General features: G+C 54.3%; 13 protein-coding genes and 1 rRNA gene. 5 read left to right on the top strand and 9 right to left on the bottom strand.

Annotation, left to right across the window (positions count from 1 at the left end; genetic code table 11):
- The first annotated feature begins 58 nt into the window (after positions 1-58).
- A complete protein-coding gene (gene panS, locus KQJ19_RS11060) occupies positions 59-985 on the top strand; it encodes a ketopantoate/pantoate/pantothenate transporter PanS (RefSeq protein ID WP_019077880.1) in 927 nt (308 codons plus the stop codon).
- Positions 986-1,086: 101 nt separating this feature from the next.
- Positions 1,087-1,359 (top strand): DUF3811 domain-containing protein, encoded by a 273-nt coding sequence (locus KQJ19_RS11055; protein ID WP_003826541.1) that lies wholly within the window; start codon positions 1,087-1,089, stop codon positions 1,357-1,359.
- Here the strand turns inward: KQJ19_RS11055 and rluF are convergent.
- Both rluF and ftrA read right to left on the bottom strand, forming a co-directional pair.
- Positions 1,356-2,231, bottom strand: a complete 876-nt coding sequence (gene rluF / locus KQJ19_RS11050; RefSeq protein WP_016155331.1) for a 23S rRNA pseudouridine(2604) synthase RluF — start codon at positions 2,229-2,231, stop codon at positions 1,356-1,358. The two genes, KQJ19_RS11055 and rluF, sit on opposite strands and share 4 nt — an antisense overlap.
- 68 nt (positions 2,232-2,299) lie before the next feature.
- A complete protein-coding gene (ftrA, locus tag KQJ19_RS11045) occupies positions 2,300-3,280 on the bottom strand; it encodes a transcriptional regulator FtrA (protein ID WP_080860369.1) in 981 nt (326 codons plus the stop codon).
- 84 nt (positions 3,281-3,364) lie between these two features.
- On the opposite strand from ftrA, the gene KQJ19_RS11040 reads away from it, so the two are divergent.
- Together KQJ19_RS11040 and pepE are read left to right on the top strand one after the other, a co-directional pair.
- Positions 3,365-3,784 (top strand): rhodanese-like domain-containing protein, encoded by a 420-nt coding sequence (locus tag KQJ19_RS11040; RefSeq protein WP_019077882.1) that lies wholly within the window; start codon positions 3,365-3,367, stop codon positions 3,782-3,784.
- Between the two features lie 155 nt (positions 3,785-3,939).
- On the top strand, positions 3,940-4,629 hold the full coding sequence (pepE, locus tag KQJ19_RS11035; RefSeq protein ID WP_016155430.1) for a dipeptidase PepE: 690 nt from the start codon (positions 3,940-3,942) through the stop codon (positions 4,627-4,629).
- Between the two features lie 56 nt (positions 4,630-4,685).
- Here the strand turns inward: pepE and KQJ19_RS11030 are convergent, their stop codons facing one another.
- Positions 4,686-6,317 (bottom strand): Na/Pi cotransporter family protein, encoded by a 1,632-nt coding sequence (locus KQJ19_RS11030; RefSeq protein ID WP_016155327.1) that lies wholly within the window; start codon positions 6,315-6,317, stop codon positions 4,686-4,688.
- A 213-nt stretch (positions 6,318-6,530) separates the two neighbouring features.
- On the bottom strand, positions 6,531-10,214 hold the full coding sequence (metH, locus tag KQJ19_RS11025) for a methionine synthase (protein ID WP_216403658.1): 3,684 nt from the start codon (positions 10,212-10,214) through the stop codon (positions 6,531-6,533).
- A 195-nt stretch (positions 10,215-10,409) separates the two neighbouring features.
- On the opposite strand from metH, the gene iclR reads away from it, so the two are divergent.
- On the top strand, positions 10,410-11,234 hold the full coding sequence (iclR, locus tag KQJ19_RS11020; RefSeq protein ID WP_047357748.1) for a glyoxylate bypass operon transcriptional repressor IclR: 825 nt from the start codon (positions 10,410-10,412) through the stop codon (positions 11,232-11,234).
- 17 nt (positions 11,235-11,251) lie between these two features.
- On the opposite strand, the gene aceK is transcribed toward iclR, so the two are convergent.
- From aceK to rrf, 5 genes are all read right to left on the bottom strand, one after another.
- The gene (gene aceK, locus KQJ19_RS11015; protein ID WP_016155324.1) at positions 11,252-12,979 is read right to left on the bottom strand and encodes a bifunctional isocitrate dehydrogenase kinase/phosphatase; all 1,728 of its coding nucleotides are present in this window, start codon (positions 12,977-12,979) and stop codon (positions 11,252-11,254) included.
- Positions 12,980-13,081: 102 nt separating this feature from the next.
- Complete coding sequence (gene aceA / locus KQJ19_RS11010) at positions 13,082-14,386, bottom strand: isocitrate lyase (protein WP_216403657.1); 1,305 nt, start codon at positions 14,384-14,386, stop codon at positions 13,082-13,084.
- A 35-nt stretch (positions 14,387-14,421) separates the two neighbouring features.
- Positions 14,422-16,023: a malate synthase A gene (gene aceB, locus KQJ19_RS11005; protein ID WP_216403656.1), complete on the bottom strand. Its 1,602-nt coding sequence runs from the start codon at positions 16,021-16,023 to the stop codon at positions 14,422-14,424.
- A 268-nt stretch (positions 16,024-16,291) separates the two neighbouring features.
- Positions 16,292-17,221, bottom strand: coding sequence for a homoserine O-succinyltransferase (gene metA, locus KQJ19_RS11000; protein ID WP_200080405.1), 930 nt, complete (start codon positions 17,219-17,221; stop codon positions 16,292-16,294).
- A 509-nt stretch (positions 17,222-17,730) separates the two neighbouring features.
- Positions 17,731-17,846: ribosomal RNA gene (rrf, locus tag KQJ19_RS10995) — 5S ribosomal RNA — on the bottom strand.
- Positions 17,847-17,996: the final 150 nt, after the last annotated feature.

Raw genomic sequence — 17,996 nt, 5'->3', positions numbered from 1 at the left:
GGCTCGAACCCGGCTTTTTTATAACAACACAACACATTTCAATCGCAAGGAAGATAACATGCTCGCTACTCTCACGCGGCTGTTCCCGTTATGGGCGCTGCTGCTCTCTGTTATTGCGTATTACACGCCCTCCACCTTTACGCCTGTCGGGCCATTCGTTCCGTCGTTGCTGATGCTGATCATGTTCGGCATGGGCGTTCACCTGAAGGTGGACGACTTTAAACGCGTACTTTCACGCCCCGCACCGGTCGCAGCGGGTATTTTCCTGCACTATCTGGTGATGCCGCTCGCCGCATGGATTTTGGCGCTGGCATTTAATATGCCGCCGGAACTGTCGGCAGGGATGGTGCTGGTCGGTAGCGTCGCCAGCGGAACCGCATCGAACGTCATGATCTATCTGGCAAAAGGTGATGTGGCGCTCTCCGTGACTATTTCATCGGTTTCAACGCTGGTCGGCGTTGTCGCCACGCCGCTGCTGACACGGCTGTATGTCGACGCGCATATCCAGGTGGATGTGATGGGTATGCTGCTGAGTATTCTGCAGATCGTGGTCATTCCGATTGCTTTGGGGCTGGTCATTCACCATCTGTTCCCACGCGTCGTAAAAGCCGTGGAACCGTATCTGCCGGCGTTTTCTATGGTGTGCATCCTGGCGATCATCAGCGCCGTCGTGGCGGGTTCCGCCTCGCACATTGCGTCTGTCGGCTTTGTGGTGATTATCGCCGTGATCCTGCATAACACCATTGGCTTGCTCGGCGGCTACTGGGGCGGAAAACTGTTTGGTTTCGACGAGTCAACCTGTCGTACGTTGGCTATTGAAGTGGGCATGCAGAATTCAGGGCTTGCCGCTGCGCTGGGCAAAATCTACTTTGGCCCGCTTGCGGCGCTGCCCGGCGCATTGTTCTCGGTCTGGCATAACCTTTCCGGTTCGCTGCTGGCAGGTTACTGGTCCGGTAAACCGATTGAAGAAAAAGAACGCCGCTAATTGGCGGCGGCAGGCCGGATAGCGGCTAACACCTTATCCGGCCTACCCAGCCTCTGCACTTTGCCGTACACTGCGGATATCGGCTAACAGAGGGCACCCTTATGGCACTCCCCCGCATTACCCAAAAAGAGATGACCGAGCGCGAACAGCGTGAACTGAAAACGCTGCTCGACCGCGCGCGCATTGCGCATGGTCGACTGCTGACCAACGCTGAGACCAACAGCATCAAGAAAGAGTACATCGATAAACTGATGGCCTTGCGCGAAGCAGAAGCTAAAAAAGCCCGCCAGTTGAAGAAAAAGCAGGCTTACAAACCGGATGCGGAAGCATCATTTTCCTGGTCAGCGAATACGCCAACGCGCGGCAGACGTTAACGCCCTTTCTTCTTACGCCCCGGCGAGGTAAAACGCTTCCCGTTTGCCGCCGGGCGCGATTTCTCTTTCTCTGCCGATTTTTCGATTTTCACCACCGGGCGCTTAATGCCTGCGGTTTTTGGCTTCGCTTTCGCCTTCGGTTTGGCTTCTGAGGACGAGTTCTCAATCAGCTTGAACAGGTCGATCAGTTCGTCATCCGTCAGGTCACGCCATTCACCCAGCGGCAGGCCGGACAGACCAACGTTCATGATACGTGTACGCTCAAGCTTAGTAACTTCATAGCCAAAGTGCTCGCACATACGACGGATCTGGCGGTTCAGCCCCTGAATCAGCGTGATACGAAACACAAACGGCGCTTCTTTCTTGACCTTACATTTCTTGGTGACGGTGCCAAGGATTGGCACACCGGCACTCATCCCACGGATAAAGTCATCAGTGACCGGCTTATCTACCGTCACCAGATACTCTTTTTCGTGATCGTTACCGGCACGCAGGATTTTATTCACCAGGTCGCCGTGGTTGGTCAGAAAGATAAGCCCCTGGGAATCTTTGTCCAGACGACCGATTGGGAACACGCGCTTGCTGTGGTTAACGAAATCAACAATGTTGTCGCGTTCGCTGTCTTCAGTGGTGCTGACAATCCCTACCGGCTTGTTCAGCGCGATAAAAACCAGATCTTCCGCTTCACGCGGCTCAATCAACCGACCATTCACTTTTACGACGTCGCCAGGCATCACCTGATCGCCAATGGTGGCGCGTTTACCATTCAGGAAGACATTCCCTTGTTCGATAAAGCGATCCGCCTCGCGGCGCGAGCAGATTCCGCTTTCACTGATGTATTTATTTAATCGGATGGATGAGTCGGGCAGCATAATTTCTCCTTTGACAGCGAAATATACCCTACCTTGCGGGGGATAAAAAAGCAGAGCGTGAAAATGTGCTATCGCATCTGATTACGTAATGCCTGCGGGCTGATTCCAAATCGTTTTTGAAAGTGGTAACGCAAAGAGTTTGCGCTGCCGAACCCGGTTTGCTGCGCGATCTGCTCAATACTGATATGGGATGTATTGAGCGCCTGCTGCGCACGGTTTAGCCGTTCATTCATCAGCCAACGTGCGGGAGTAAGCCCCGTTGACTCCTGAAATCGCCGCATCAACGTTCGGGGACTCATACCGACCTGGCTGGCCAGAGCGTCAAGAGTATGCTTCTGCGCGATATTGTTATGTAACCAGTCAAGCAAAAGACCAAAACGCTGGCTTTCCCGACTGCGGGCAACAGGACGCAGTTGCTGCTGAGTCTGGCTGCCATCCCTGTGGGGCTGCAGCACCAGGCGACGGGCCACGTTATTGGCAATCTCAAGTCCAAAATCAGTGCGCACCACATGCAAACATAAATCAATCCCTGCCGCACTACCTGCCGAAGTGAGCACGTCGTGGTCACCGACATACAGGACATCTTCCACGACGTTGATGGCGGGAAAGCGTCGCTGGAGTTCACTGACGTAACGCCAGTGCGTCGTCGCCTTACGCTCATCCAGCAAACCTGCCGCAGCCAGAACAAATACACCAGAACAGATAGAGATGACTCGACAACCGCGTTGATGTGCTTCACGAAGCGCATCGCATAATGCTTCCGGGACCGGTGAGCTCACGTCACGCCAGCCAGGAATGACAATAGTGTCTGCTTCTTGCAGCAATTCATATCCACCGTCCACAACGATACGAACCCCGCCAGTTGCCCTTAATTCACCTTGATCAACCGAAGCCACGGCAAAACGATACCAGCCCTCCCCCAGTTCAGGTCGCGGAAGCCCAAAAACTTCCACTGCGACGCCAAACTCGAAAGTACATAGCCCGTCATAAGCGAGTGCAACGACCAACGGGCGAGAAGATGTTGTCATGATCCTGGCGGAATCTGTCATGGTCAGAGGGTGTTTCGAGGTTAATTTTTTGATGAGATAAGAGGTAACACAACAGCTGATTTCACCACAAGAGAAAACAACAATATGAGTACCGTAACTGATATTCCAGCCGCTTCATCTGCACAAGCTATCGCCCATTTCCAGCAACGTCTGAATATGGAGACGGATTGTTCTGACGTTCATTCCGCGATGGCTGCTGACGACAAAGATTTTGTGCTTTTACATGTAGTGGGGAGTGCAGAGAGTTTTTCTCGTTGTCATATCCCTGGCGCGATTCATCTTCCCCATCGACTGATAAATACGGAATCCTTGAAAAAATGGCCACAGGACACACTGTTTGTCGTCTATTGCGCTGGCCCACACTGTAACGGGGCCGATCGCGCGGCGCTGAAGTTGGCGCAGCTAGGTCGACCGGTGAAAATAATGATTGGTGGTATTAAGGGCTGGGAGGACGAAGGCCTGGCGTTTGCCACTACGCAAAAGGACGCTGTTTCAATAGATTGACGTTGTTAAGTCCGAACGGGCTTTTCCAACAGGAGGTTGTGGTTAACCCGTTCGGCTTTCCCCCCTTCCAACATCGTGAGCCATATCAGTAAGGCGTTACGCTGATAGTGGTAGCATTAGCGTGGTTTGTAATTTTCTGATTACATGGAGAAATGATGGAACTGCTTTTATTGAGTAACTCGACGCTGCCGGGCAAAGGCTGGATGGAACATGCGCTACCACTGATTGCTGAGCAGCTGAATGGTCGCCGTACGGCGGTGTTTATTCCGTTCGCTGGCGTGACGCAAACCTGGGATGAATACACGGCGAAAACGGCAGCCATCTTTGCGCCAATGGGCGTCAACGTTACTGGCATTCATACCGTTGCCGATCCGATCGCTGCCATTGAAAACGCAGAGCTGGTGATTGTCGGCGGGGGTAACACCTTCCAGTTACTGAAAGAGAGCCGCGAGCGCGGACTGCTGGCGCCGATTGTGGATGTCGTCAAACGCGGTGCGCTGTACATCGGCTGGAGCGCAGGTTCTAACCTCGCCTGCCAGACCATCCGCACCACCAACGACATGCCGATTGTCGATCCAAAAGGTTTTGATGCCCTGGGTCTGTTCCCGCTGCAGATTAACCCACATTTCACCAATGCGCTTCCGGAAGGCCACAAAGGCGAAACGCGTGAACAGCGTATTCGCGAGCTGCTGGTTGTGGCACCAGAGCTGACGGTAATTGGTTTGCCGGAAGGAAACTGGATTAAGGTGAGTAACGGCCAGGCGGTTCTTGGCGGTCCGAACACCACTTACGTCTTTAAAGCGGGTGAAGACGCGGTTGCCCTCGAAGCAGGTCACTGCTTCTAACCGACGTTGCCGGATAACGGCATAAATGCCTTATCCGGCCAACCGGTCCACCTCACTCAATAATCGTCGCGCTCATCGTCCTCATCCGGCTGTTCCAGCACGCTATAGGCCACGGAACAAAACAGCGAGTTCAGACGCTGCATATCGCCCAGCAGCGCCAGGTGCAAGGAGCTGGTCTCGATGCTCTGCACGTTCTGCTGATGCAGACGGTCAACGTGCGCATGCGAATACCGACGGTTGAGAATACGGAAACGGTGCTTGCTACGGCGCAGACGTCGGGCGCTGGTCACGTCACCAGAGAAGAACACCGACATCGCCAGTTGCAGATTGCTGAGCAGTTGATCGAAGAGCGCATCCAGCTCTTTCAATCCTTCCACGGAGAATGCGCGACGGGCAGCCAGCGACTTATCCGCTATCTCACTGCCCATACGTTCGACAATATCGGAAGCCTGCTCGAGGTTAAGCGACATTTCGATAATCTCCGCCCAACGGCGTGATTCCTCTTCCGCCAGTTCATCCTTTGGCATCCGCGCCAGATAGAGCTTGATTGCCGTGTATAGCACGTTAATGTCGTCCGCCATCCTGCGCAGCTCTTTCTCTTCACGCGGCTCGCCGTGCATCACCTTCTTCAGCCCGTCCATCATCTGCTCCATCGCGTCGCCGATGCGCAGAGCTTCACGAGCGGCATTGGCCAGGGCCAGCGTCGGCGTATCCAGCGCACTGACGTCGAGATGTTTGGGCTTCAGATGCGCATCCAGCTCCGGCTCATCGCGGATGATGCGCTTACAAAAACGCGCCATCGGTTCTGCGAACGGCACCATCGCCACACAGCGCACCAGGTTGTAGAAGACATGGAAGTAAATAACCAGTTCAGATTTCGGCAGCGGCAGTTCATCCATCAGATTTGCCAGCGGATGAACAAACGGCAGGATAATCAGGCTTCCCACCAGCTTAAACAGCAGGCTACCGAGCGCCACACGGCGGGCGGCGGCGTTAGCGGCGCTGTTATTAAGCATCGCCAGCAGGCCAGAGCCGAGGTTGGCGCCAATCACCAGACACAACGCCACCGGGAACGAGATAATGCCTGCCGCGGTCAGCGTTGCCGTCAGCAGCACCGCCGCAAGGCTGGAGTAACTGATAATCGCGAACATAGCGCCAATCAGCGCATCCAGCATGATATCGCCGGTGAGCGAGGCGAAAATAACCTGTACGCCGTTAGCCTGGGTGATCGGTGTTACCGCCTGCACAATCAGTTCCAGCGCCAGTAAAATCAACCCCAGTCCAATACCAACCCGCCCCAGTTGCCCCACACGGGACTGCTTACGTCCGAGAAAGAAGATCACGCCGATAAAAATCAGCAGTGGCGACAGCCAGGAGAGATCGAAGGTCAGGATACGCGCCATCAGCGCGGTCCCGACGTCGGCGCCGAGTACAATCACCAGCGCAGGGGTGAGCGCGACGAGGTCCTGCGCGACAAACGAGGTCACCAGCATGGTGGTAGCGTTGCTGCTTTGCACCAGCGCCGTCACGCCGATACCCGCACAAAAGGCGAGCGGCTTCTTTTCAACACTACGGCTGAGTACGGTACGCAAGCGGGCGCCGAAGACGCGCATCACGCCGGTGCGCACAATATGAGTACCCCAAACCAGCATAGAGACAGCAGAAAGCAGGTGTAACAGAGTTAGCACGGAATCAGGTTCTCCTTATCGTTATATGTTCCTGAGGTTCATAGCAATGACATACCGCCTGATGGCGCTACGCTTATCAGGCCGACAAAAATGTGCCATCCGGCAAGCACTACCGATGAACGTTCTTTCAGTATAAGGGTTTAAACGTAATAAAGAGACAAGGCACTCATTGAGTGCCCTGTTTGTTGTAAATAAAGATGACAGTTTTGTGAATCAGTCAGCGTCATAGCCCAGATTAGGCGCTAACCAACGTTCGACTTCCGCCACGCTCATGCCTTTCCGGAAGGCGTAATCTTCAACCTGATCGCGCTGGATTTGCGCCACGGCGTAGTACTTGCTGTCTGGATGACTGAAATACCAGCCGGAAACCGACGCTCCTGGCCACATCGCGAAGGATTCGGTGAGCTTCATCCCGGTGTGCGCTTCTACATCCAGCAGTTCCCAGATGGTGGCCTTTTCGGTGTGTTCCGGGCAAGCTGGATAGCCCGGTGCCGGGCGAATTCCCTGGTAGTTTTCGCGGATCAGCTCCTCGTTACTGAGGTTCTCATTCGCCGCATAGCCCCAGTAGACTTTACGCACGCGCTCGTGCAGATATTCAGCGAACGCTTCCGCCAGGCGGTCGGCGATCGCTTTCACCATGATCTTGTTGTAGTCGTCATGCTGGGCTTCGAAGGCGTCCGCCAGTGCATCTTCCTCCAGACCGCCGGTAACTGCGAAAGCACCGATGTAATCCGCTTTTCCGCTCAGTTTCGGCGCAACAAAGTCAGACAGGCAGTAGTTGGCGAAACCGACTTTTTCCGTCTGCTGGCGCAGGTGATGACTGACGTTGATGACGTGCGTACGCGTCTCGTCACGGTAAATCTCGATGTCGTCTCCCACGCGGTTAGCCGGGAACAAGCCCACCACGCCGCGCGGATTCAGGGTCTTCTCAGCGCTGAGTTTATCCAGCATGTCATTGGCGTCTTTGAACAGACGTTTCGCCTCTTCTCCCACCACCTCATCTTCGAGGATACGCGGGTATTTCCCGGCCAGCGACCAGGTCATAAAGAACGGCGTCCAGTCGATGTAGTTGCGCAGCGTTTCGATGCTGGCTTCAACGCTCTGTACGCCGAGGCGGTGCGCCACTGGCGGCGTGTAGTTTTCCCAGTCGAAGGCCAGATCGTTGTCGCGGGCAGCCTGTAACGTTACTGGCGGAGTACGCGGTTTCTTACGCGCATGCTGGATACGCACGGTTTCGTACTCTTTACGCGTACGGGCGACAAAGTCATCGCGCTGAGTGTCAGAGAGGAGTGCGGCGACTACGCCAACGGTACGCGAGGCGTTCTGCACATAAACCGTCGGGCCACTGTAGTTCTGCTCGATTTTCACCGCCGTGTGCGCTTTTGAGGTGGTCGCGCCGCCAATCAGCAACGGAATAGTGAACCCCTGACGCTCCATCTCTTTCGCCACGTTGACCATTTCGTCCAGCGACGGGGTAATCAGCCCGGAAAGACCAATCAGATCGGCATTCACTTCACGTGCCGTTCTGAGGATTTTCTCCGCTGGCACCATCACGCCAAGATCGACGATTTCGTAGTTGTTACATTGCAGCACCACACCAACGATGTTTTTGCCGATATCGTGCACATCGCCTTTCACGGTAGCAATGACCATCTTGCCGTTGCTGGAGCCTTTCTCTTTGCTGGCTTCAATATACGGTTCGAGGTAGGCCACCGCCTGCTTCATCACGCGGGCGGATTTCACCACCTGCGGCAGGAACATTTTGCCCTCGCCAAACAGATCGCCAACCACGTTCATCCCGTCCATCAGCGGCCCTTCAATCACCTCGATCGGACGCGCAGCCTGCTGGCGAGCTTCTTCAGTATCCGGCTCAATAAATTCGGTAATGCCTTTCACCAGCGAATATTCGAGGCGCTTTTTCACGTCCCAACTGCGCCATTCCGCCATCTGGGCATTGGCAGTGTCATCAGTTTTGCTACCGCGATATTTCTCAGCCAGCTCCAGCAGACGCTCGGTGCCATCGTCACGACGGTTGAGGATCACATCTTCAACCGCATCGCGCAGCTCGGCGGGCAGGTCGTCGTAAATCGCCAGTTGTCCGGCGTTGACGATCCCCATGTCCATGCCGTTGCGAATGGCGTAGTAAAGGAATACCGCGTGAATGGCTTCACGAACCGGGTCGTTACCACGGAAGGAGAACGACACGTTGGAGACGCCGCCGGAGATCAGCGCGTGCGGTAGTTCGCGTTTGATGTCCTCACAGGCGCCGATAAAGTCCTGCGCGTAGTTATTGTGCTCATCAATCCCGGTCGCGACCGCAAAGATGTTCGGGTCGAAGATGATGTCTTCCGGCGGGAAGCCTACCTCTTCGGTAAGAATGTTGTACGCCCGTCGGCAAATCTCAATTTTACGCGCTCGGGTGTCGGCCTGCCCCTGCTCGTCAAAGGCCATCACCACCACTGCGGCACCGTAGCGTCGCAGCAACTTCGCGTGGTGGATAAAGGTCTCAACCCCCTCTTTCATCGAGATGGAGTTAACGATGCCTTTACCCTGAATGCACTTCAGCCCTTTTTCGATGACGTCCCATTTTGAGGAGTCGATCATAATCGGCACGCGGGCGATATCCGGCTCACCGGCGATAAGGTTGAGAAAACGCACCATCGCCGCTTCGGCGTCGAGCATCCCCTCATCCATGTTGATATCGATAATCTGTGCGCCACTTTCCACCTGCTGACGGGCGACATCCAGCGCTTCGTTGTATTTCTCTTCTTTGATCAGTCGCTTAAATTTCGCCGAACCGGTGACGTTGGTACGCTCGCCGACGTTCACAAACAGGCTATCGTCGCCAATATTCAACGGTTCAAGGCCAGACAGACGGCAGGCTACCGGGATTTCCGGCAAGCGGCGCGGCGGCAAGCCTTCCACTGCGCGGCTCATCGCGGCGATGTGTTCCGGCGTGGTGCCGCAGCAGCCGCCGACCACGTTGAGGAAGCCCGCTTGCGCCCACTCGCGTATTTGCGCCGCCATGGTGTCGGCATCGAGATCGTATTCGCCAAAGGCGTTCGGCAACCCGGCGTTCGGGTGCGCGGTAACGTAGCATTCGGCAATGCGCGACAGCTCCTGCACGTACTGGCGCAACTCGTCCGGGCCTAAGGCGCAGTTCAGACCGAAGGTCAGCGCATCGGCGTGGCGCAGTGAGTTATAGAACGCTTCGGTTGTCTGACCGGAGAGCGTACGCCCGGAAGCATCGGTGATAGTGCCGGAGAGCATAATCGGCAACTCAACGCCCAGCGCTTCGAACTCGGTTTTAACCGCGAAAATAGCGGCTTTGGCGTTCAGGGTATCGAAGACGGTTTCAATCAGGATCAGGTCGCTGCCACCTTCCACCAGCGCTTTGGTGGATTCACGGTAGGCGGCCACCAGCTGATCAAAGGTAATATTGCGGTAAGCCGGGTCGTTGACGTCAGGCGAGATAGACGCCGTACGGTTGGTTGGACCAAGCACACCCGCGACATAGCGCGGTTTTTCCGGTGTGCGTGCCGTCCATTCGTCTGCCGCTGCGCGCGCCAGTTTGGCTGCTGCAAAGTTGATTTCCGCCGACAGGGATTCCATCTGGTAATCCGCCATGGCGATAGTCGTGGAGTTAAAGGTGTTGGTTTCGATGATATCCGCGCCCGCCTCAAAATAGGCGTTATGGATGGCGGCGATCACCTCAGGTTTGCTGAGCACCAACAGGTCGTTGTTGCCTTTCAGATCGCACGGCCAGTCGGCAAAGCGTTCGCCGCGGAAATCCTCTTCGCTCAGACGATATCCCTGGATCATGGTGCCCATACCGCCGTCCAGCACCAGAATACGTTCATTTAACTGCTGACGTAATTGTTCAACTTTGCTGCTCACACTCGCTCCCGACAACGCTCAACCAGACCGAAAAAAACTCAACAGACCATACTGGCACAAACCTGAGAGGTGGAAAAGAGAACAACGGCCAACATGAGACATGTTCAGCTTCACTCATCCGATCAGTACAGGAATTCTTGCATTATAATTGAATAAAACGAAAATGATTTCCACGATACAGAAAAGGAGTCCGCCATGGTTGCCACAATCCCCGCGAAACGCGGTAGAAAACCCGCCGCTGCTACTACGCCTGCAACCGGGCAGGTTCAGTCTCTGACTCGCGGCCTGAAGCTACTGGAGTGGATTGCAGAATCCAACGGCAGCGTGGCACTAACCGAGCTGGCACAGCAGGCCGGTTTGCCAAACTCCACGACTCACCGTTTGTTGACCACCATGCAGCAGCAAGGATTTGTCCGTCAGGTGGGTGAATTAGGCCACTGGGCCGTGGGTGCGCATGCGTTTATCGTCGGCAGCAGCTTTTTGCAAAGCCGTAATTTGCTGGCGATTGTCCACCCGATCCTGCGCAAGCTGATGGAAGACTCCGGTGAGACGGTAAACCTGGCCGTGTTAGATCAAAGCGACCATCAGGCCATTATTATCGACCAGGTGCAGTGTACCCAACTGATGCGCATGTCCGCGCCTATCGGCGGCAAACTGCCGATGCACGCCTCCGGTGCGGGTAAGGCGTTTTTATCCCAACTGAGTGAAGAACAGGTGACTGGCCTGCTGCACCGTAAAGGGCTGCACGCATACACCCACGCCACGCTGGTGTCGCCGGTGCATCTGAAAGAGGATTTAGCCCAGACGCGCAAGCGCGGCTACTCCTTTGATGATGAGGAGCATGCGCTGGGTCTGCGCTGCGTGGCGTCGTGCATTTATGATGAACACCGTGAGCCGTTTGCCGCTATTTCCATCTCCGGACCCATTTCGCGCATTACCGACGATCGAGTGACCGAGTTTGGTGCCATGGCGATCAAAGCGGCGAAAGAAGTCACGCTGGCATACGGCGGATTTCGTTAAGAAAGGGTTGCCGGACATCAAGCCGCAAATCTGATGCAAAACCGCTGTTTGCGCCGGTAGGCGTAAACATCTTCCACGTGCCCTTCACGGATCCGCGTTTGCAGACCTCGCCAGTAGTCGGCGCTGAACAGGTCAGCATGCATCTCTTCAAATAGCGGCCCGATACGCGGGTCAGCGCATAGCCAGTGACGAAACTCTTCCGGGAAGACATCCCCCGGGGATACGCTATACCACGGTTCAGCGCTCATCTCATCTTCCGGGTAACGCGGCGGCGGGATATGACGGAAATTCACCTCCGTCATGTAGCAAATTTCATCGTAGTCGTAGAACACCACGCGCCCGTGGCGAGTCACGCCGAAGTTCTTAAACAGCATATCGCCGGGGAAAATATTGGCGGCGGCCAGCTGACGAATGGCATTACCGTACTCTTCAATTGCATCGCGCAGTTGCTGGCCTTCGACCTGCTCCAGCCAGATATTCAGCGGCACCATCCGTCGTTCGATATACAGATGGCGAATGACAATCTGCTCGCCGAGATCGGTAATTTTTTCCGGGGCTTCCTGTAGCAACAGCGCCATCAGCGACGGATCGATTTGCCGTTTATCCAGCACAAAGTTCTCGAACTCCTGAGTGTCAGCCATCCGCCCGACACGATCGTGCTCCTTGACCAGTTGATAACAGGCGCGGACGTGGGCGGCCGACATCTCTTTTTGCGGCGCAAATTTGTCTTTGATGACTTTAAAGACGCGGTCGAAGCCTGGCAGGGTAAATACCAGCATCACCATGCCGCGGATCCCCGGCGCTTCGATAAATTGCTCATCGCAATGGGCAAGATAGAGCAGATATTCGCGGTAACTTTCGGTCTTCGCGTGTTTCTGACAGCCGATCGCCATATACAATTCAGCGGTGGTTTTACCGGGCAGGATCTCGCGCAGCCACTCCACTAACGCGGCGGGCAGTGGGGCGTAAACCATAAAATACGAGCGGGCGAAGCCAAACACGATACTGGCTTCCGCCGTCGTGGTCAGGCAGGTATCGACAAACAGTTCACCCTCGTCAGTACGGTGAATTGGCAGTAAAAACGGCAGCGTCCCGGAAGGGGTATTCAACTTACCGACCAGCCAGGCGGCCTTGTTGCGATAAAACAGTTCGTTCGCCACCTGCAAATGACTGCGCTGCAACACATCCGCCCCCAGCGTTTCGGTCAGGTGTTCGATGATGTAGTGGATATCCCGATGTCTGTTCTGCCACGGCAGACGCAAGGGCAGATCGCTGAGGACGCGCGTAAGCAGCCACTCCCAGCCGGTATCGGGAAAAAAGTCTTTCGCCAACGGGCGTGGGATCGTGCGAAAACGGCGCTCTGGCTGAGAGCTGAAAATAAACAGTCGCTCGGGAGTCAGCGAGCGGTGGTCAAATAACCGGCAATAGACGGAGTTAAAGAAACTCTCCGCAATCTCGAAGCGTGGGTAATCTGGCAATAGCCGGGTGTAATGCTCTTTCACGCGAAGTAAAAAATCCGCGTCGGTACTTTTGCCATCAGTAATGCAGCGCAGTTGCTCCACCACCAGACCCACATGATGATCGTAAAGGTGGATACGGCTTTTCATCGCCTGCTGAACCGCGTGCCAGTCGGCATGTTCAAAACGCTGCTGCGCGCCGGAGGTCACTTCCAGAAAACGCCCGTACTGGGCGTCGAAACCTTGCAAAATCGTCTGAGCAATCAGTAATTCCAGGCCACGCGTCATCAATTTCTCCCATCCGGCACAATGTCATGCCGGATGGCGCATTCGCTTATCCGGCCTACATCCCTTCGTAGGCCCGGTAAGCGCAGCGCCACCGGGCATTGATCAAAACTGCGATTCTTCAGTCGAGCCGGTCAGCGCGGTCACTGAAGAAGTGCCGCCCTGAATGATGGTGGTTACTTTGTCGAAGTAGCCTGTCCCTACTTCCTGCTGATGGGACACGAAGGTGTAACCATCTTTAGCCGCCGCAAATTCCGGCTGCTGAACCTTCTCAACGTAGTGGCGCATGCCCTCACCCTGCGCATAGGAATGCGCGAGGTCGAACATGTTGAACCACATGCTGTGGATACCCGCCAGCGTAATGAACTGGTATTTGTAACCCATATCAGACAGCTGTTGCTGGAAGCTGGCAATGGTTTTGTCATCCAGGTTTTTCTGCCAGTTAAACGATGGCGAACAGTTGTAGGCCAGCAGTTTGCCTGGGAATTTCGCATGAATAGCATCGGCAAAGCGCTTCGCCAGTTCGAGGTCCGGCGTGGAGGTTTCACACCACACCAGATCCGCATACGGTGCGTAAGCCAGACCACGGCTGATCGCCTGCTCAATGCCCGCATGCGTACGATAGAACCCTTCGCTGGTACGCTCGCCAGTGATGAACTCGCTATCGTATGGGTCGCAATCAGACGTAATCAGATCGGCTGCGTCAGCATCGGTACGCGCAATCACCAGCGTCGGAACGCCCATAACGTCTGCAGCCAGACGGGCTGCCACCAGTTTCTGGATAGCTTCCTGAGTCGGCACCAGGACTTTGCCGCCCATGTGACCACATTTTTTCACCGATGCGAGCTGATCTTCGAAGTGAACGGCCGCTGCACCAGCCTCAATCATCGATTTCATCAGTTCAAACGCGTTCAGTACCCCGCCAAAACCCGCTTCCGCATCGGCAACGATCGGCAGGAAGTAATCCACATAGCGCGGATCGGTCGGCTCAATACCGGTTGACCATTGGATCTGATCGGCACGACGGAATGTGTTGTTGATCCTGTCCACCACCGCCGGAACGGAGTTCGCTGGATACAACGATTGATCCGGATACATGCTGGACGCCAGGTTGGCATCTGCCGCCACCTGCCAGCCTGAAAGGTAGACCGCTTCAATACCAGCTTTCGCTTGCTGCAGCGCCTGACCACCAGTCAGCGCGCCGAGGCTGTTGATATAACCTTTCTTCGATTCGCCGTGTAGCAGACGCCACATTTTCGCCGCGCCAAGCTGCGCCAGCGTGCATTCCGGGTTGACCGAGCCACGTAATTTCACCACTTCCTCCGCGCTATAGGGGCGGGTGATGCCTTCCCAGCGCGGTTGAGTCCATTCTTTCTGTAATTCTTCGATTTGTTGAGTACGGGTTTTCATGTGCAGATGCTCCATTAGGATAAATTGTGGGTAAATTAGGCCAACAGGCGATAGCCCGGTAACGTCAGGAAGTCAATTAACTCGTCGGAAGTGGTGATTTGCTCCATCAGGCGCGCGGCATCGTCAAAACGCCCGCTGCTGTAGCGGTGTTCCCCCAGTTCGTCCTGAATCACCAACATCTCTTCGGCCAGCATCTGGCGGAACAACGGTTTGGTAACCGGTTTGCCGTTGCTGAGCGTTTTCTGGTGGTGGATCCACTGCCAGATGGAAGTACGAGAGATTTCGGCGGTGGCCGCATCTTCCATCAGACCATAAATCGGTACGCAGCCATTACCGGAGATCCACGCTTCGATGTACTGCACCGCGACACGAATGTTGGCACGCATGCCTTCTTCAGTACGCTCACCTTCACAGGGTGCCAGCAATTGTTCTGCGGTAATCGGCGCATCTTCTTCACGGGTCACGAACAGCTGATTTTTGTTTTCACCGAGTACGTCGTTGAACACCGCCATTGCGGTATCTGCCAGTCCTGGATGGGCAATCCATGTGCCGTCATGACCGTTATTGGCTTCCAGCGCTTTGTCCGCTTTTACCTTGGTCAGAACCTGGTTGTTACGTTCCGCATCTTTGCTGGGAATGAACGCGGCCATGCCGCCCATCGCGAACGCGCCGCGTTTATGACAGGTTTTAATCAGCAGACGCGAATACGCACTGAGGAATGGCTTATCCATCGTCACCACCTGACGGTCCGGCAACACGCGATCCGGGTGGTTCTTTAGGGTTTTGATATAGCTGAAAATGTAGTCCCAGCGACCGCAGTTCAGGCCCACAATGTGGTCACGCAGCGCGTGCAGAATTTCGTCCATCTGGAAAACGGCTGGCAGCGTTTCAATCAGCAGGGTCGCTTTAATTGTGCCACGCGGCAGATTAAAGCGATCCTCTGCATAGCTGAACACTTCACTCCACCATGCCGCTTCTTGCCAGGCCTGCGTTTTGGGTAGATAGAAATAAGGGCCACTGCCTTTTGCCAGCAACGTTTTGTAGTTGTGGAAGAAATAGAGGGCAAAGTCGAACAGGCTGCCCGGGATCGATTCGCCACGCCAGGTGACGTGTTTTTCCGGCAGGTGCAGACCGCGAACGCGGCACACTAACAGGGCCGGATTGGGTTTGAGTTGATAAATTTTACCGGCTTCGTTGGTGTAGCTAATGGTGCCATTGACTGCATCGCGCAAGTTGATCTGCCCGTCGATAACTTTGCTCCACTCAGGAGCCAGCGAATCTTCAAAATCAGCCATAAAGACTTTGACGTTCGCGTTCAGCGCGTTGATAACCATCTTGCGCTCAACCGGTCCGGTAATCTCTACACGGCGATCCAGTAAATCATCAGGAATACCGCGAATTTTCCAGTTACCTTCACGAATGGAAGCTGTTTCCGAAATAAAGTCAGGCAACTTACCGTCATCAATATCCTGCTGCTGCTGGATACGTGCAGCCAGAAGTTTATTCCGCTTTGGCGTAAATCTTGTCACCAGCTCGGTCAGAAACTCCACCGCTTCAGCGGTCAGAATCTGCTGTTCCTTTTCGCCACGCGGCCTGGTGAAGATCAGTTCATCGGTTGTCGTTGCCTGTTGATTCATTGCGTAGTTCCTCGTCATTGATCCAAACACATCCCCAATGCGAACGAAGGATCGTTGTGCGGTTTTCGTTCAGCACAACTAAGACTACTCATTTAAATTTCAAAATCAAAAACAATTTCCATTTTTAATTTAATTATCAATTAACCTATTGATAACAATATAAATAAAATTTAATTACACATTGAGGTGCGTTTCGGAAATAAAAAAGGCACCCGAAGGTGCCTGATTCAACATGCTGAAACGCTTAAGGATCGTCTGTTACAGAAGATTAATCCAGCGTTGGATTCATGCGACGCAGATCATATGGCGTGATCTGGTAAACGTAATAGTTGAGCCAGTTGGTAAACAACAGATTGCCGTGGCTACGCCAGGTTGCCCGCGGTTTATTTTGCGGGTCATCTTTTGGGAAGTAGTTATAGGGCACTTCCGGCGTTAAGCCCGCTTCGACGTCACGAAAATATTCACTGCCGAGTGTATGGGCGTCATATTCAGGATGGCCCGTTACGAAGGCGATACGTTTATCTTTGCTGGCAAACAGGTAGGCATCTCCCTCTTCTGTTTCGGCAAAAATCTCGAGATCGGTGTAGTCCCTGATAAGGGCAGCAGGAAAATCGGCATAGCGCGAATGCGGGGCCAGGAACGCATCATCAAATCCACGCGTCAGCAGCGCATGAGGATGAAGAATATGGTGCTCATAGACGCCTGAGAGTTTATCCGTACGGGTTTGCTTGGGAATTCCGTACAGGATATTCAATGCGGCTTGCACCGCCCAACAGACAAAGAGCGTCGATGTAACATGATCTTTCGCCCATTCAAGCACTTGTTTAATCTGCGGCCAGTAAGCCACGTCATTAAATTCAACCAGACCCAACGGCGCGCCGGTCACGATCAGTCCATCAAAGTTCTGATCGCAGATATCCTCGAAATTACAGTAAAAGTTATTCAGATGCTCCGTAGGGGTGTTGCGTGACTCGCGGGCATCAATGCGCAATAGCTGAACATCTACCTGCAACGGTGAGTTAGAGAGTAAACGCAGGAACTGGTTTTCCGTTTCAATCTTCTTGGGCATCAGGTTGAGGATGAGCACCTTCAGTGGACGAATTTCCTGACCGGAAGCGCGAGATGACGTCATCACAAAGACGTTTTCCTCACGCAAGAAATTGACGGCGGGTAGCTCGTCCTGCACGCGAATTGGCATAACCTGATAACCTCACTACATACGTTTAAACGTTTAGACATCCAGATAGCTGAAGATACCCAGGAATCATGCGAATGTCGAGCCTGCATCCTCAAGTTGAGAAAGTTTCACGGCTCCTTGCTGTAGATTAGTGCAGTAAAGAAAAAAGGAGAATGCTATTCGTCGTTCGCGTAACAGGCAATGTGCTGCCGGGAGAGCCAGGTGTGCTGCGCTTCTCAGGCCTGCACACCGGTTACAACATGATGGGCTGGATAAAACGGTACGCTGCATCCGGCGATTTTCATTCCGCACAAACGCAAAAAAGCCCATCCGGCAGGATGGGCTTCTTCACTTATTTGATGCCTGGCAGTTTATGGCGGTCGTCCTGCCCGCCACCCTCCGGGCCGTTGCTGCGCAACGTTCAAATCCGCTCCCGGCGGATTTGTCCTCCTCAGGAGAGCACTCACCGACAGACCACAGATAAAACAAAAGGCCCGGTCTTTCGACCGGGCCTTTCGCTTTTATTTGATGCCTGGCAGTTCCCTACTCTCGCATGGGGAGACCCCACACTACCATCGGCGCTACGGCGTTTCACTTCTGAGTTCGGCATGGGGTCAGGTGGGACCACCGCGCTACAGCCGCCAGGCAAATTCTGTTTATCAACACGCTTTTCGCATGTCGATGTAATCTGTAATCAAGCTGAATTTCGATGTCTCATCCGCCAAAACACCTTCGGCGTTGTAAGGTTAAGCCTCACGGTTCATTAGTATCGGTTAGCTCAACGTATCGCTACGCT

This window comes from Citrobacter sp. S46_ASV_140 (genome assembly GCF_018919545.1).
In the GTDB taxonomy this organism is placed as follows: Bacteria; Pseudomonadota; Gammaproteobacteria; order Enterobacterales; family Enterobacteriaceae; genus Citrobacter; species Citrobacter braakii.
Note: the sequence above shows the minus strand (reverse complement) of the source record. Positions and strands in the feature narration are given on the sequence as shown.